The organism is Hymenobacter sedentarius (assembly GCF_001507645.1).
Taxonomy (GTDB): domain Bacteria; phylum Bacteroidota; class Bacteroidia; order Cytophagales; family Hymenobacteraceae; genus Hymenobacter; species Hymenobacter sedentarius.
Map to the genome: position 1 here is coordinate 3,784,125 of NZ_CP013909.1, position 15,062 is coordinate 3,799,186.

Annotated in this window: 12 protein-coding genes; 7 read left to right on the forward strand and 5 right to left on the reverse strand. The window is 59.7% G+C overall.

The genetic code is table 11. The annotated features are described in order from the left end of the window. Nucleotides 1–92 precede the first annotated feature (92 nt). Nucleotides 93–1,577, forward strand: a complete 1,485-nt coding sequence (locus AUC43_RS15620) for a DEAD/DEAH box helicase (RefSeq protein ID WP_068195695.1) — start codon at nt 93–95, stop codon at nt 1,575–1,577. A gap of 108 nt (nt 1,578–1,685) precedes the next feature. Beyond that, complete coding sequence (locus AUC43_RS15625; protein WP_068195698.1) at nt 1,686–2,183, forward strand: hypothetical protein; 498 nt, start codon at nt 1,686–1,688, stop codon at nt 2,181–2,183. Nucleotides 2,184–2,342: 159 nt separating this feature from the next. On the opposite strand, the gene AUC43_RS21070 is transcribed toward AUC43_RS15625, so the two are convergent. The 3 genes from AUC43_RS21070 to AUC43_RS15630 all read right to left on the reverse strand — a co-directional run bounded on the left by AUC43_RS21070 (nt 2,343) and on the right by AUC43_RS15630 (nt 6,341). Further along, the gene (locus AUC43_RS21070) at nt 2,343–2,516 is read right to left on the reverse strand and encodes a hypothetical protein (RefSeq protein ID WP_157781123.1); all 174 of its coding nucleotides are present in this window, start codon (nt 2,514–2,516) and stop codon (nt 2,343–2,345) included. Between the two features lie 1,018 nt (nt 2,517–3,534). Then, nucleotides 3,535–4,248 (reverse strand): helix-turn-helix domain-containing protein, encoded by a 714-nt coding sequence (locus tag AUC43_RS21940; protein ID WP_071885941.1) that lies wholly within the window; start codon nt 4,246–4,248, stop codon nt 3,535–3,537. Nucleotides 4,249–4,565: 317 nt separating this feature from the next. Next, a complete protein-coding gene (locus AUC43_RS15630; protein ID WP_068195701.1) occupies nt 4,566–6,341 on the reverse strand; it encodes a L,D-transpeptidase family protein in 1,776 nt (591 codons plus the stop codon). Nucleotides 6,342–6,743: 402 nt separating this feature from the next. On the opposite strand from AUC43_RS15630, the gene AUC43_RS15635 reads away from it, so the two are divergent. From AUC43_RS15635 to AUC43_RS15645, 3 genes are all read left to right on the forward strand, one after another. Beyond that, nucleotides 6,744–8,603 (forward strand): M1 family metallopeptidase, encoded by a 1,860-nt coding sequence (locus tag AUC43_RS15635; RefSeq protein ID WP_068195703.1) that lies wholly within the window; start codon nt 6,744–6,746, stop codon nt 8,601–8,603. A 97-nt stretch (nt 8,604–8,700) separates the two neighbouring features. Next, on the forward strand, nt 8,701–9,630 hold the full coding sequence (locus AUC43_RS15640) for a cyanophycinase (RefSeq protein ID WP_068195706.1): 930 nt from the start codon (nt 8,701–8,703) through the stop codon (nt 9,628–9,630). A gap of 204 nt (nt 9,631–9,834) precedes the next feature. Continuing rightward, nucleotides 9,835–10,821 (forward strand): aldo/keto reductase, encoded by a 987-nt coding sequence (locus AUC43_RS15645; protein ID WP_068195708.1) that lies wholly within the window; start codon nt 9,835–9,837, stop codon nt 10,819–10,821. A 78-nt stretch (nt 10,822–10,899) separates the two neighbouring features. On the opposite strand, the gene AUC43_RS15650 is transcribed toward AUC43_RS15645, so the two are convergent. Continuing rightward, nucleotides 10,900–11,895 (reverse strand): isoaspartyl peptidase/L-asparaginase family protein, encoded by a 996-nt coding sequence (locus AUC43_RS15650; protein WP_068195711.1) that lies wholly within the window; start codon nt 11,893–11,895, stop codon nt 10,900–10,902. Nucleotides 11,896–12,020: 125 nt separating this feature from the next. Between AUC43_RS15650 and AUC43_RS15655 the strand changes: the two genes are divergently transcribed. Beyond that, the gene (locus AUC43_RS15655) at nt 12,021–12,443 is read left to right on the forward strand and encodes a DUF3127 domain-containing protein (protein WP_068195714.1); all 423 of its coding nucleotides are present in this window, start codon (nt 12,021–12,023) and stop codon (nt 12,441–12,443) included. 107 nt (nt 12,444–12,550) lie between these two features. Next, on the forward strand, nt 12,551–13,177 hold the full coding sequence (locus AUC43_RS15660; protein ID WP_068195718.1) for an AlbA family DNA-binding domain-containing protein: 627 nt from the start codon (nt 12,551–12,553) through the stop codon (nt 13,175–13,177). Nucleotides 13,178–13,464: 287 nt separating this feature from the next. Here AUC43_RS15660 and AUC43_RS21310 read toward each other — a convergent pair whose 3' ends face one another. Then, nucleotides 13,465–14,997 (reverse strand): alpha/beta hydrolase-fold protein, encoded by a 1,533-nt coding sequence (locus AUC43_RS21310; protein WP_071885942.1) that lies wholly within the window; start codon nt 14,995–14,997, stop codon nt 13,465–13,467. Nucleotides 14,998–15,062: the final 65 nt, after the last annotated feature.

Genomic DNA, 15,062 nt, shown 5'->3' on the forward strand with positions numbered 1-15,062 from the left:
TGCCTATGCCAACGCGTTAGGCGCACCCTACTGTTCGGCAGGCCCTTGCCTGCCAGACTCCTAACTTAAGTACCCAGTACCAAACACCACACATGACGTTTGACGATTTAAACCTGATTGACCCCATCCTCAAAGCCCTCAAAGAGGAAGGATACACCACCCCCACCCCCATCCAGGAGCAAGCCATTCCGCATGTGCTCGAAGGCAAAGACCTCCTCGGCGTGGCCCAGACCGGCACCGGCAAAACGGCAGCCTTCACCGTGCCCATCCTGCAGGTGCTGCACCGCACGGCCCAGGTTTCGAACCACGCCCCGCGCGCCATTCGCTGCCTCGTGCTCACGCCCACCCGCGAGCTGGCCATCCAAATCAACGAAAGCTTCGGCGCCTACGGCCGCCACCTGAGCCAGATTCGCCACACCGTCATTTTCGGCGGCGTGGGCCAAAACCCGCAGGTAGCGCAGCTCAAGCGCGGCGTGGAAGTGCTCATCGCCACGCCCGGCCGCCTGCTCGACCTCATGAACCAAGGCTTCGTGGACCTGCGCCAGGTGGAAGTGTTCGTGCTCGACGAAGCCGACCGCATGCTCGACATGGGCTTCATCAACGACATCAAGCGCATCCTGCCCAAGCTGCCCGCCAAGCGCCAGACGCTGTTCTTCTCGGCCACCATGCCCGGCCAGATTCAGGAGCTGGCCAGCACCATCCTGCGTCCCAACCCCGTTCGCGTGGCCGTTACGCCCGTCAGCAGCACCGCCGATACGGTGACCCAGTCGGTTTACCTGGTTGAAACCAACGACAAGCCCGCCCTGCTCCGCCACATTCTGGAGGACAAAGGCATTAAGCGCGTCCTGGTTTTCACCCGCACCAAACACGGCGCCGATAAAGTGGTAAAAGCTCTGGCCGCCAACCAGATTCAGGCCGAAGCCATTCACGGCAACAAGAGTCAGAACCACCGCCAGCGCGCCCTGTCCAACTTCAAGGCCGGCAGCACCCGCGTGCTGGTGGCCACCGATATCGCCGCCCGCGGCATCGATGTGGACGAGCTGACCCACGTTATCAACTACGAAATCCCGAACGAGCCCGAAACCTACGTGCACCGCATTGGCCGCACCGGCCGGGCCGGGGCGTTCGGCACCGCGTTTTCCTTCGTGGAAGACGAGGAGCGCGCTTACCTGCAGGACATCCAGAAGCTCATCAGCCGTCAGATTGACGTGGAAGCCGAGCATCCGTTCACTTCGGGCCGCATCAAGCCCGTGATGCTGCATGGCAACGAGCGCATCATTCGTCCTAAAGGCCCGGCTGGTCGTCCGGCCCGTTCCGGCCCCCGCGAGGGTGGCAATGGTGGCGGCGGACGTTCCGGCGGTGGCCAGGGCGGTGGGCGCCCCAGCAGCCAGGGCGGCGGCCGCCCCAGCGGCGAGCGTAGCCGTCCGGCGGCTCCGGCCGGCGGTGGTCATTCGGATACGGCTCGCCGCTTCGGCAGCGGCGGTGCCCGCGTGAACGTGGGTGGCAACCGCGAAGGGGGCGACCAGGGCGGCCGTCGTCGGGGCGATGCCGGTGGCTCGCGCCGCGGCTCGTTCTAGGCAACGTCCATAAGTAAAAGCAAAACAGCCCGGAAAACTTTTTCCGGGCTGTTTTGCTTTTTAAGGCAGATTACGTGCTTACCCACGAATACATTATTCTGCTTGCTCATGGCTCAGTCCACGCTTCCCGTTATCCAGGCCCTGCGCGACACAGCGCACCGCCTCGCCACCCAAGCGCCCTACCAGTGGGGCCACATGGGCAGCTGCAATTGCGGCCACCTGGCCCAAACGGTGACGCGCCTCACCAAGGCCGAAATCCATGCCCGGGCCATGCAGCGCTACGGCGACTGGGAGCGGCAGCTCATCGACTACTGTCCCACCAGCGGCTTGCCCATCGACCTGACCATCGATGAGATGCTGGCCTTGGGCTTCACCCGCGCCGACCTCACCCACTTGGAGAAAATTTCCGACCCCACCATTCGGGCCGCCATTCCCTTCGAGCGCCGCGACGCCCTGCGCCACAACCAGCGCGACGACGTGGTGCTATACCTCCGCACCTGGGCCGACTTGCTGGAGCAAAACCTACTGGCCAGCATCACCCTGCCCAACTTCAGCCCAACCCCCACGCCGAGCCCAGCCTTGGTCGGTGTAGCTGCGGACGTATAAGGCCGCAGTCGCCAGGTAAGCTGTGCCTCTTCTTCGGGGCCATGCCGACTGAAATATTCAAACACGCAAAAAGCCCCTGCCAAATTTTGGCAGGGGCTTTTGCTTTTTATCGGATGCAAGCCAGGGGCGGCCGAGCCGGCTGGCCGCTATACTCCTGGATTAACGGGTGACGTTGGAGCGCTGAGCTTCGCGGTAGCCTTCGGCACGGTGCGCGCGTTTGTAGGCAGCGTCGGCATTGGGGTCTTTCTCAGCGTCGGGGGCCTGCGTGCAAGAGGCCGTCAGGAACATTGCCGCGGCAGCGGCCAACCAAAGATTTGTGCGGGTCAGTTTCATGCTGCGAAGGTAACCGCTCCGCGCCAAACGCACAACCGAACCAGCAGCGCTTACCGGGCCCAAGCGCAACTCTCGTGTTCCAATTCAAGGGCAACGCCTAAGCCACTTCCATAGAATCAGTAGGCACCAGCTAAGGTCAAAACAGCATTTACAAATGACAACCAACCCACTTTAGATTAGATGAACCAAGGCAGTTAAGGCTTCACCCACGAATCGGCTATCCTGTCCAAATTAGGCAGGCCACAACTTAGCTACAGCCGACTCATGAGCTGTTAGATTCCAGCTCAACACCGCTTTGCAAGCGCTCAATGGGTTAGCATCGAAAACAAGCAGGGCTCCTCACCCATTGTGTTTATAGAAGCTTGGCAGGTGCCCATATTATTAGCACCATTCCTCGTATAACTAAGCTACTCCATCAAGCACAGGTGCCATCTAACTTAGATACCCGGGTACTGACCTGAACAGCAAACCAAGTATAAATGCATCCAATTTTACCTAACCCCTTGGTTTCATTAGCTAAATTAAATTAATTGAAATAGAGGTGTTTATGATAGCAAAATGAGTTCCAAAAGCTTTATCCGTTAACTAGCCACGGAAATTAGTATCCTTATAAGTTGAATATATAAATCATACTAATGAATTAACTCATTACCAAGTCAATTCCTGGGAAGCAAAATAGCTCGTATTGTCAGGCTGACAAATTGTGCTATTACAAGCTGACCTTATAATAAGCTAGTGTCGCTATCCAAACCAATGCAGCAACCTACTCCTTCTTTAAACCTGGCCTACGCCAGCCATAATGAAGCGCTAGCAAAGTCGCTGAAGCCTACGGTAAGCACGCTGTAGGCAGGCAGAAAGGCAGCCAAATGATGCAGCTACTGACCCGCTTTGTTATAAGTAAGGTGCCCCGGGTCTACTCCAATCCCAGAATAGCAAACCGTGTCCATTCCCAAACATTTGGAAATGGAGACGGTGCCTCAGCAGACCTATAGTCGGCAGCCCGGAAGAGGGATTTTGTTTACTCGGGCTGATAATCCGCAAAGGACCCGTCGCGATAGAAAATCACGATTCGTCGAATCGGCTTTTCAGTCCTTTCGATTAATGCGGCAGCGGTGGGGTCAACGGCCGGTTGAGCCGGAGCAGTTTCTACAGCTACCGGTGGCACTACCGTTGCCGTAGGGCTGGTAGCAGGCGCAGGGGGCGTTTCAACGGCCGGCTGTGGCTGGGCCACCAGCGGAGCAGCAGATGGCGCAGGGGCAGCATTAGGCCGCGAAGTAGTAAACCGCTTAGGTACTGGGTACTTGGCACCTGTATTGACCGGGCGGGAAATGGGCCCAGTAGGGGCAGCGACAGCAGTTCGTGGGCTACGAGGAGCCGGGGTAGCTGGTGCCTCGGCAACGACCGGAAGCGCTTCTGGCGCCGGGGCCGGCTCCTTTTCTGGTGCTTGAGGAGCTTGTTTAGGCGGCGCAACTGCCTGTATGGATGCCGCGGGGGCAGCAACAATAGAAACCGGAGCAACAGCATCCGCCAACATGGGCCCGGTGCCATTGAGCAGCCAAGGCATCGATAAGTCCGGCATGGCCGCCAGAATGCGCTGCACCACCTCCAAACTAGGCTTGTTGCGACCGGACAGAATATGACTCACAATCGGCCGAGCAATGCCAATGGCATCGGCAAATTGAGTAGGAGTAAGCTGACGGGTTTCCAACAGCGTTCGGATACGCTCGACCATGGCAGTTTGTTTGATTACAAATCTACCACATAATTTCGGACCTGCACAAAAATATTTTTATTAAATCTCTTGACTTTGATTACAATTCTTTCGTATGTTTGTATTACATTTGTATATCATCTCAAAAGAACATGGATACAACCTTTTATCCGGCCGTTATAATTGTAATCAATTTGGCCAGTGTGTGTATTGCTTGTGGAGTTATATATATGGTAACGCGTAAGAGCCCGGCAACTGCGAAGTTGTCGGGCTCTTATATATCCTGGCACCGCTTGGATAACGAAGCCAGAAAGATTCAGTCGGAACGCAGCCGGCGGCTAATCGAAGTACTCGCGGGCTAGCGCCTTATCGTGACCATAAATGTCGTCGCGGAAGTGGGGGTGCCCATCGGCATCGGCCCATGCCGTGAAGTACACCAGATACACGGGTAATTTGGTCTTGAGCGGGACGTACTTTTCCCGGCGCCGGGCCACGGTATCGAGGATGGTTTGCTGGTCCCAGCCGGGCTTATCGCGCAGCAAATAGGTGGCCAGCCGCAGGGGGTCCTGCACCCGCACACAGCCGTGGCTGAAGCTGCGCAGGCTCTGGGAAAACAACTCGCGGTGGGGCGTATCGTGCAAATACACGTCGTTGGAATTGGGGAAGATGAACTTCATGTTGCCCAAATCATTCTCCGGCCCGGGCCGACGACGCAACGTGTACTTGAAGTTTTCTTCTGTCACCCCAGCCCAATCGATGGAGGAGGGGTCTACCACCACAGCCTTTTTGCCGTAGCCTTTCACTACCTCCATGTCGAGGTGGTCGATGTAGTGGGGGTCGGCAATCAGCTTATCCTTGAGCTCATTTTCGATGATGCTGAAGGGCACATTCCAGTAGGGGGCCAGCACCACGTACTCCATTTTATCGCTGAAAATGGGGGTCTCGTGGAGGCTCTTGCCCACGATGACGCGCATGTTGAAAGCTTCCTTGCCGTTCTCAATTACGTGCAGGGTATACTCCGGAATGTTTACCAGCAGGTAGCTCGGCTCAAAGCGCTTGGGGAGCCAGCGCCACCGCTCCATGTTCAGAATAATTTGGTCGATACGGGAGCCAATGGGCACGTTGAGCTGGCGCAAAGTTTCGCCGCTTACAATGCCATCGGGCCGCAGCCCGGCGTCCTCCTGGAAGGTCTTCACGGCGCTCACCAAATCGGGGCCATACACCTGCTCGACGGGAGCCGCGGCGGCTTTCCCAGACCTGGCGCTATCTCTTAGCGACACCGGCATCGCGGCTGGTGCAGTCGCGGGCTGGGCGCCGCCCGGGCTGCCGGCACCGCCCAACAGGCGCTGCCGCAACGCAGGCACGGCCGGCGACGACTGCCCCGGCTTGAGCTTTAGCGTGGCCGGCAATACGGGCCAGCCGCCGGCGCGCTCCTGCGCCCGGTAGGCCGCCAGGGCCTTGCGCAACTGGTCGTACTCGGGGTGCAGGGGCGCAAATTCGTAGTAGTTGTATCGGCTTTTCCGCTCTCCCAAAAAGGTGAGCAGGGCCTTGTGCAGCTTGATTTTGTTGGGCTTTACCTGCCACGCTGTGTTCTTGGAATCGCGCGGATTGGCAGCGCCCCGGTAGTAGTCGGAAGCCCACTTTAGGTAGGTGCCGGTAAGGGCCACGTCAATCTTTCGCTCCAGCGCATTGCGGCGCGCCGAATCGGCCCGAACCTGTTCCAGTTCGGCAAATAGCTTCTTGAAGTCCTTAACCTGGTAGTCTTTAGGGTCCAGGCCTTCATCCTGGGCTTTAGCAATAATATTCTGCAACGTCTGGGCCTGCGGTACCAATTGATGGTCCTTAAACCAGCCCAACTTGAATTTTCGCTCCCGGTAAAAACGCCGGGCCGCAAGCAACTGCGCCTTGAACGCCGGCTCGGACCGGATGCTATTGATGACATACGTGCTGTCGACCAAGGGCTGCGGGCCAGCGGCCACGGAAGCAGCCGACTCGCCCGCGGAGCCATCTGCGGACTGGCCCTTATCGGACCCGCAGGACTGCAGCGTGGCGCTGCCAAGCGCTACCAGTAGCAGCGCCCACAGCAGGGAAGTGAAACGAAACAGAAAAGACATTGAGAGAAGTAAAACGGAGAGAACAAAGGCCTCGGGCAGTCGCAAGGGGCCGGGCGGTGAATTGCCAAGCGGGGCGAACCTGAACCGGGCCGCCCGCAGGCAGTCCTAATGCAAAGTACGCAACCGTAAGGCATAGCCTGGCCTTATAACGGCCGTTATCATGCCAAGTTCGTACTCCAAGCACGCCAAAATAGAAGTTGCCGCCCGGCCGGGCTCCGCGAAAAAGGATTTCGGCTGCGCTCTCGCTCCGGCTTCTAGAAGCTGAAGCACAAATAACGAGCGAGTTGCGCAGCACTCCGGGCATTGGGCTATTGCTTAGCTCGTCAGTTGGAACCCCGCACGCCACACTTTAGGTAATTTTTTCTGTTTTTTTCAATCTCTGCTTTTTTGACTCCCTCCTCTATGGTCTCTCCTATTGCTTCGGGCTCTCCTACTGCTTCGACCTCTCCTACTACTTCGCCGGTCGCCTTGTCCCCCGACCCGCACAGCTATTCAGGCTTAAGCCCGGTCCGGGTCCGGCACCTGCTGCTGGAGCTGGCCGTTGACTTCGACAGCCGCACCCTAGCGGGCAGCGCTACCTGGCACTTGGCCAATGCAGGCGAGGCAAGCCCGGTCATCTTCGACACCCGTGAGCTGGCCATCGAGTCCGTCGAACGACTCGACGGCTCGGGCACGGTTGCCCCGGCTGAGTACACGTTGGGCACCGCCGACCCAGTGCTTGGCCAGCCCCTGCGAGTCGCCCTGGCGAATGACACCACGGGCGTGCGCATCCATTACCGCACCGCTCCTGCCGCGGCCGCGCTGCAATGGCTGGCCCCCGCCCAGACCTCCGGCACCCAGCCCTTCCTGTTCACGCAGTCGCAGGCCATTCTGGCGCGCACCTGGCTGCCCTGCCAGGACTCCCCCGGCATTCGCTTCACCTACGAGGCCCGGGTGCGCGTACCAGCCCACCTGCTGGCCCTGATGAGCGCCGCCAACCCCCAGCAGCGGAGCGCCAGCGGCGAGTACCAGTTCCGGATGGACCAGCCCATCCCGGCCTACCTCATGGCCCTGGCCGTAGGCGACCTAGAGTTTGCGCCGCTGAGCGAGCGCACCGGCATCTACGCCGAGCCGGCCACCCTGCCCCCGGCCACCCACGAGTTTGCCGACCTCGAACACATGGTGGCCGCCGCCGAGCAGCTCTACGGCCCCTACCGCTGGGAGCGGTACGACTTGCTGGTGCTGCCCCCCAGCTTCCCCTTTGGCGGAATGGAAAACCCGAGGTTAACATTTGTAACACCTACCATTCTGGCCGGCGACCGCAGTCTGACAAGTTTGGTGGCTCACGAGCTGGCCCATTCCTGGTCGGGCAACCTTGTTACAAATGGAACGTGGAATGATTTCTGGCTCAACGAAGGATTTACCGTGTATTTCGAGCGCCGCATCATGGAACATTTGTATGGCCGCGAATATGCCGACATGCTGCAGGTGCTGGGCCGCGACGCCCTGCACCACACCATTGAGGAGATAGGCGCGACCAGCCCCGACACCCACCTGCGCCTGAACCTGGCCGGCCGCGACCCCGACGAAGGCCTCACCGAAATAGCCTACGAAAAAGGCTGCTCCCTCCTACTCACCCTGGAAGGGCTGATTGGCCGACCCCGGCTTGATGCCTTTATTAAGGAGTACTTTGCCCGCTTCAGTTTTCAGGCCATGGACACGGACACCTTCCTCGCTTACCTCCGCGCCGAGCTTCTGGATAAGAAGCCCGGCCTGGAGGCCCGGCTGCAGTTGAGCGATTGGGTCGACGGCCCCGGCCTGCCCGCGAACACCCCGGCCGTGACCTCCCACCGGTTCGAAGCCGTGGATCAGGCGCTGTCCCGGCTGGCCGCTGGTACCGCGCCGGCCGCCCTCGCTCAGGAGACGGCCGAGTGGAGCAGCCACGAATGGGTGCACTTCTTACAAGGCCTCCCGCCTACCTTGTCGGCGGAGCAGCTAAAGCCTCTCGACGACGCTTTTCATTTTACCACCTCCGGCAACGCTGAAATTCTTACCGCCTGGTTTCCGCACACGCTGCGGGCCGGCTACGCCGCGGCAGCCCCGGCCTTGGAAAATTTTCTGAGGCACGTGGGGCGGCGCAAATTTTTGGTGCCGTTGTACCGGGCCTTGCTCGCCACGCCCAACGGGCCGCAGCGGGCCCGCGCCATCTACGCTGAGGCCCGGCCCAATTATCACTCGGTGGCCACCGGGACACTCGACGCCTTACTCGCCGAACGAACATAAAGCCATCCGGCCCGAACTTTGCCCGTTCTTAGCAGCCCAATAGCGGCATACGGCTGGGCTTATTTATCCCGCATTACTCAGTTACCTTATTTATACGTTGAAAAACATCATTCCATTAGGCAAGCTCATCGCCGTTGGCGGCAATGAAGACAAGGGCACCTACCCCAATCCTCGCACGCGCCGCAAGTATTACCTCAACTTTTTTAAGCTGGGCATTCTGAAGCGCATTGTCCTGGAAACCGGCAAGCTCGACCCGCGCATTGAAGTAATCACCACGGCTTCCATGATTCCGGAAGAAGTTGGGCCGATTTACACGGGGTCTTTCGCCATGCTCAACTGCCTCAATGTGGGCGTCATGGACATCCGCACGCCCGAAGATGCCCGGCAGCCGGAGTACCTCGAGCGCTTGAAGGCCGCCGATGTGGTGATGTTTTCGGGCGGCAACCAGTCGCGGCTGCGCGAGATGTTCGGCGATTCCGAATTCTTGAAGTGCATGACGCAGCGCTACTACGACGAGCCCCATTTCGTGATTGCCGGGACCAGCGCCGGGGCCATGGCCATGTCCGAGCACATGATTCGGGGGGGGTCGGTGCCCGATGCGTTGCTGAAAGGCGCCGTGAAAATGGGCGTTGGGCTGAGCCTGCTGCCGGCCGCCATTGTCGATTCGCACTTTGTAAAGCGGGGCCGCTTTGGCCGGCTCATCGAGTCGGTGGCGCTGCACCCCAAGCTCATCGGTATTGGGCTGGGCGAAGACACCGGCGTGCTTATTACGGATGGAAACTTGGTCGAAACCATTGGTTCTAACCTGGTTATCATTCTCGACGGGCACCATATTCAGCATAACAACGCCGCGGCAGCCAAGAAAGGAACCGTGCTTTCGATTGAAAACGTGACCATGCACGTGCTGGCCAAAGGCAATGTGTACGACATGCACGAGCGGAAATTCTACGTGAGCAAGGAAGCCCAAGCCGCCCGCCATCCCAAACCAGACACCGTGGATGCAGACTCGACGGTAGAGCAAGCCTAATGGACTGGCCGGGCACTTGCCGCCTCGGCTCTTTTAGCTCAACTTTCTATCAACTACAAAAAAGCCCGCTCTTCTTCAGGATGAGCGGGCTTTTTTGCTACCGTAGCCGCCTCAGCACGTACGTTAACTTCACGCCCACTTTTCTCGGCTAGCGGGCCGCCGTTAAGCAGCCTTAACTACCTCACCTTTCTCATATTCCTCTCAATGAATTATCGCAAGCTTGGTAAAACTGGATTTTCTGTTTCTGAAATCAGCCTGGGCACCTGGCAGGTCGGCGGCAAATGGGGCGACCCGTTTAGCCACGACAACGCCGACAAAATCCTCAACGCCGCGGTCGATGCGGGCATCAACTTCATCGACACGGCCGATGTGTACGGCGACGGCGAAAGCGAAAAGGCCGTGGGCCGGCTCGTGCGCTCCCGCTCCGAGCAAATTTTTGTGGCCACCAAATGCGGGCGTCGCCTGCAGCCCCACGTCGCCGACGCCTACCAGCCCGCCGTGCTGCGGCAGTTTGTGGAAGAAAGCCTGCGCAACATGCAGCTCGAAACCCTGGACCTGGTGCAGCTGCACTGCCCGCCCACGGACGTGTACTACCGCCCCGAGATATTTGAGCTGTTTGACCGGCTGCGGGACGAAGGGAAAATCCGGCACCTGGGCGTGAGCATCGAAAAAGTGGAGGAAGGCCTAAAGGCCATCGAATTTCCGAACGTGGCCACGGTGCAGCTCATCTTTAACATGTTTCGGCAGCGCCCGCCGGAACTGCTCTTCAAAGAAGCCGCCCGCCGCGACGTGGGGCTGATAGTGCGCGTGCCACTGGCCAGCGGCTTGCTCACCGGCAAGTTCTCGCCGCAAACCAGCTTCTCGGCCGAAGACCACCGCAACTTCAACCGCAACGGCGAAGCCTTCGATAAAGGCGAGACGTTTTCGGGCGTGGACTATGCCACCGGCCTGGCCGCCGTGGAAGAATTAAAACAAGTCTTTCCGGGCGATTCCCAGCTGGCCGCTTTCGCCCTGCGCTGGATTTTGATGTTCGACGAGGTGAGCTGCGTTATCCCCGGCGCCTCCCGGCCCGAGCAGATTCTTTCCAACCTGAAAGCGGCCGAAATGCCGGCCCTTTCGGCCGAGCAGCTGCAGGCCGTGCGCAATGTGTACGACCGAAAAATCAAGCCCCTGGTGCACCACACCTGGTAAGGGAATTCATGAAAAGAGGGGCCCCTATATATAAGGTATAGGAGCCCCTCTTTTTTGTGCCCGCGCTGGGGCCGCCACCTACTTATAAATGGCCACCAGGGCCTCGCCTCCTTCGATGCGACTGGCGCGGTACATGCCTTCCGAATTGAAGGGCAGGGTCACGTTGCCGGCCGCGTCCACGGCTATCAGGCCGCCTTCGCCGCCGGCCGGGGCGAGCTTGTCGTGCACTACCATGCGGCAGGCTTCCTCCAAGCTCAGGCCTTTGTATTCCATCAGGCAGGCGATGTCGTAAGCCGCCACGGCCCGGATAAAATATTCACCGTGGCCGGTGCAGCTGATGGCGCAGCGGGTATCGGCCCACGTGCCGGCGCCGATGAGCGGCGTGTCGCCGATGCGGGCGTAGCGCTTGTTGGTCATGCCTCCGGTGCTGGTGGCGGCGGCCAGGTGGCCGTGCACGTCGCGCGCCACGGCGCCTACGGTTCCTTTTTTCCAGTTGGGGTCGGCCGTCTCCTCCACCTTGCCGGGCTCCTCGAGCGGGGCCGTCACGGGCGAGGTTGGCGCTTCGGCGGGCTGGGCCTGGCTGTGGTCGAGGCGCATGCGGCCTTCGCGCAGGGCTTCCTGCAGTTGGTCGTAGCGGTGCTGCGTGAAGAAATACTCAGGCGGCTGCAGCGGCAGGCCGTACTCGCGGGCCAGCTCGTCGGCGCCGGGGTAGGCCAGCAGCACGTGCTCGGTTTTTTCCATCACCAGCCGGGCGGCCCGAATGGGGTTTTGCACCTGGCGCACCCCGGCCACGGCGCCGGCCTGGCGCGTGTGTCCGGCCATGAGGGCAGCATCCATTTCGTGGTGGCCTTCGTGGGTAAACACCGCGCCGCGCCCGGCATTGAACAAGGGGCAGTCTTCGAGGCTGCGCACCACGGCTTCCACGCAGTCGAGGGCCGCGGCGCCGTCGCGCAGCAGGTCGTAGCCGGTGTTCAGGGCCTGCTCCAGCGCATTGCGGTAAAGCATTTCATCGGCGGGCAGCAGCGTGGCGCGGGCAATGGTGCCGGCACCGCCATGGAGGGCGAGAGCGAACATTCAGGAATAAAAATGTTGAGAATTATGGCCCCAAAGGTAGCCGTAGGGAACGGGTAGCGGGCGGCTAGTGTTTTTTTTCGTAGGTTTGACCCTTAAGTTTTTTAATCTCCAAACACCTTACTTTTATGGCATACGACGTAACCGGCCGGCTGCACGAAATATTTGACGAACAGCAGGTAAGCGAGAAATTCCGCAAGCGTGAGTTCGTGCTCGAAGTCCAGGACGGCCAGTATCCCGAGCATATCAAGTTTCAAATGGTTCAGGACAAAACCAGCCTCATCGACCCTTTCAAAATGGGCGATGAGGTGAAAGTGACCTTTAACCTACGGGGCCGCGGCTTCAACAAGAACGGCCAGATGCTGTACTTCACCAACCTGGAAGCCTGGAAGATTGAGCCGGCTTCGGGTGGCAACGCCGGCGGCAGCTTCGGCGGCGGCCAGCAGCAGGCCGCTCCGCGTCCCGCCGCTCAGAACCAGAACCCGACCTTGCGTGCCCAGCCTTCGGCAGCACCCATCGCCAGCGACGACGACAACGACCTGCCTTTCTAAGGTAGCTCCATCGTTTCGGCCGCCCCGCGGCTGAACGCAGTTCTTGAAAATGCCGCCTCTGGTTATCGGAGGCGGCATTTTTGTTTCCATCTCACGTATAGAACGACATGGATTTATTCGAGCTAATTGCACGCGGCGAGGGCGAAGAGTTGGAATTCAAGCAAAAAACCACGCACCCGCACCGAATTTCGCGCACCCTGGTCTCGTTGGCCAACACCCGCGGCGGACAAGTTCTCGTGGGCGTCGACGACCTCGGCCGCGTGGTGGGCGTGCGCGATACCGAGGAAGAACTATTCGTATTGCGCGAAGCAGCTCAACATTACATCCAGCCGCCTCTTACCACCCTGCACTTCCTCGAATTGGAGGAAGATGGCCGCACCGTATTGGTGGTCACCGTGCCCGAAAGCCTGAATAAGCCCCACCGCGCCCAAGTGGCGCCCGGCGACTGGCGCGGCTACGTGCGGGTGCGCGACGCCAGCGTGCAAACCAGCGGCCTCACCGAAAAGGTGCTGGAACGCCAGCAGCCCGAATCCCGCTTTGAAAAGATCCCGCTCAATAAACAGGAGCTGGCGGTGATTGACTACCTGAAAAGCCACCCGCGCATTACACTGGGGCAGTTTATGAAGCTCGTAAATTTTGGCAAGCGTCGGGCCTATCAAACGCTGATTAAGCTAGTGCTTCACGGCTATATCCGTCACCACGACAAGGAAAAGGAGCCGTATTACACGCTGTAAAATAAAAAAGCGGATGCTTCCCGAGCCTGAGCTGGGAAACATCCGCTTTTTAAGAATGACTGCGCTTTAGTCTTGCTTGCGGGCGCGGGCGATTTTCTTCTCTTCTTTTTCGGCTTTTTTCTCCTTGGTCGTTTTAACGGGCTCTTTCTTTTTCTCTTTGCGGGCGTCTTGGGCTTTGGCCATGATTGAAAAGAAGTTTAGGGATGTAAGGTCTGAGGTTTGGAATATTTCAACGCACGGCCCCGCCGATGTGTTGTGCCGGGCGAAGGTAGAAGTTTTGCCGAAACCTACAGCACGGGCAGGTACCGCTCGCGGATAATATTGAGGTGGTGCAGCTCGTGGCCGGGCACGATGTATAGCAGGGCCCGCACGGTGGCCGGGCCGCCGTTGGCCGTGCCCCGACGGTCGAGTTGCTCGTCGGTGAAGCTGTCGAAAAGGGCCTGGGTGGAAGCGCGGGTGGCATCGTACTCGGCTAGCAGGCTGGCCACGGTACGGGCATTCGCGCCACTCTGGGCCACGTAGCCGTCTTGGTCAAACCCGGGCAGGTCCTGGCTGTCGCCGCGAGCGAAGCGCATGGCGCGGTAGGCAAAAATGCGCTCGGTATCAATCTGGTGCTGCAGCATTTCCTTGAGCGTCCACTTACCGTCGGCATAGGCTTTTTCGGCTTGGGCTTCGCTCAGGTTTTCGAAGATGGCGTGGAATTCCTGGGCAATGCCCCGCAGCGCCTCGCGCGGGTCAGCACCGACGGGCACCTGATTGATGTAGGTGGAAGCGTAGGGCAGGAAATCTCCTTCGGCAGGACGGGCAATGGGCATGACGGAATGGGATGAAATGGCGGTAAGGTCAGTATGGAGGGGCAGCGCGTGCACCGGTGGCGACAGCATTTCGGGCAGCACCAGCGGTTCGGGAACGGCGGGTGCCACCACGTCGGCCGTAGGCGGCAAGATGGAAGGCGCTAACTCTGGGTCGAACTGCAGGCGCACCACGGGCAATGGGGCCGGCAACGCAGCGGTGCTTCCCTCCTGCCCAAACGCCCAAATCAGGAAGTCGGGCATGACCCGGCCCCAGGTGTCGGGGTGGTGGTGGCCGCCTTCTACTTGCACGTAGCGCAGGGCCTGGCGCGCGTCCAGCCCAACTTTAATCAGCTCCTCAATCAAATCGAGGCAGTCTTCAATGGAATCGATGACGCCGTTTTGGTTGCGGTCGTTGTGCTCGTCGAGGGTGCCGCTTTGCAACCAGAAACGGTGGCTAGAGTGCGGGCGACGGGCCCGCACAAGGCCGTGCATGATGCGGTCGGAGGGCGTGTAGCCGGCTCCCACGGCCCGCTGCCGCCACCAGAACGAGCCTGAGAACACGCCCGCCCGCGCAAAGGCATCGGGGTGGTGCCACACCAAATCGAACGCCGACAAGCCGCCGAGCGAAAAGCCCGCCATCACGGCGTGGGCGGGGTTAGGCGAAGCCTGGTAGTTGGCCTGGGCAAAGGGCAATACCTCTTCGAGTACAAACTGCGAATACACCCCAGCCAGGTCACCGCGCCCGTCGTAGTCGGGGTGGGCGGCCGTTCCGTATTCGTGCTTGCGCTGCTCGTTGGCGTGCAGGGCCACCACCAGGAAAGGCTGCACCGCCCCGCGGGCATAGAGCTCATCGAGGGTGGCCTGGAAATTTAGCCGCTCCAGGTCCTGCCCGTCGTTCAGGTACAGCACGGGGAACGGGGCGGCGACTTCGTCGTAAGCCGGTGGCAGCAGGATGCTCAGCTCCACATCGCGGCCCAAAAAGCTGGAAGGCAGCACTTCCCGAACAAGCCGGAAGCCGGTGGACATGGGAACCAAGGTAAGAGAATCGATAAGCATTAAACTAAAGTAACGCTTACTGCTTGAGTTGAGCT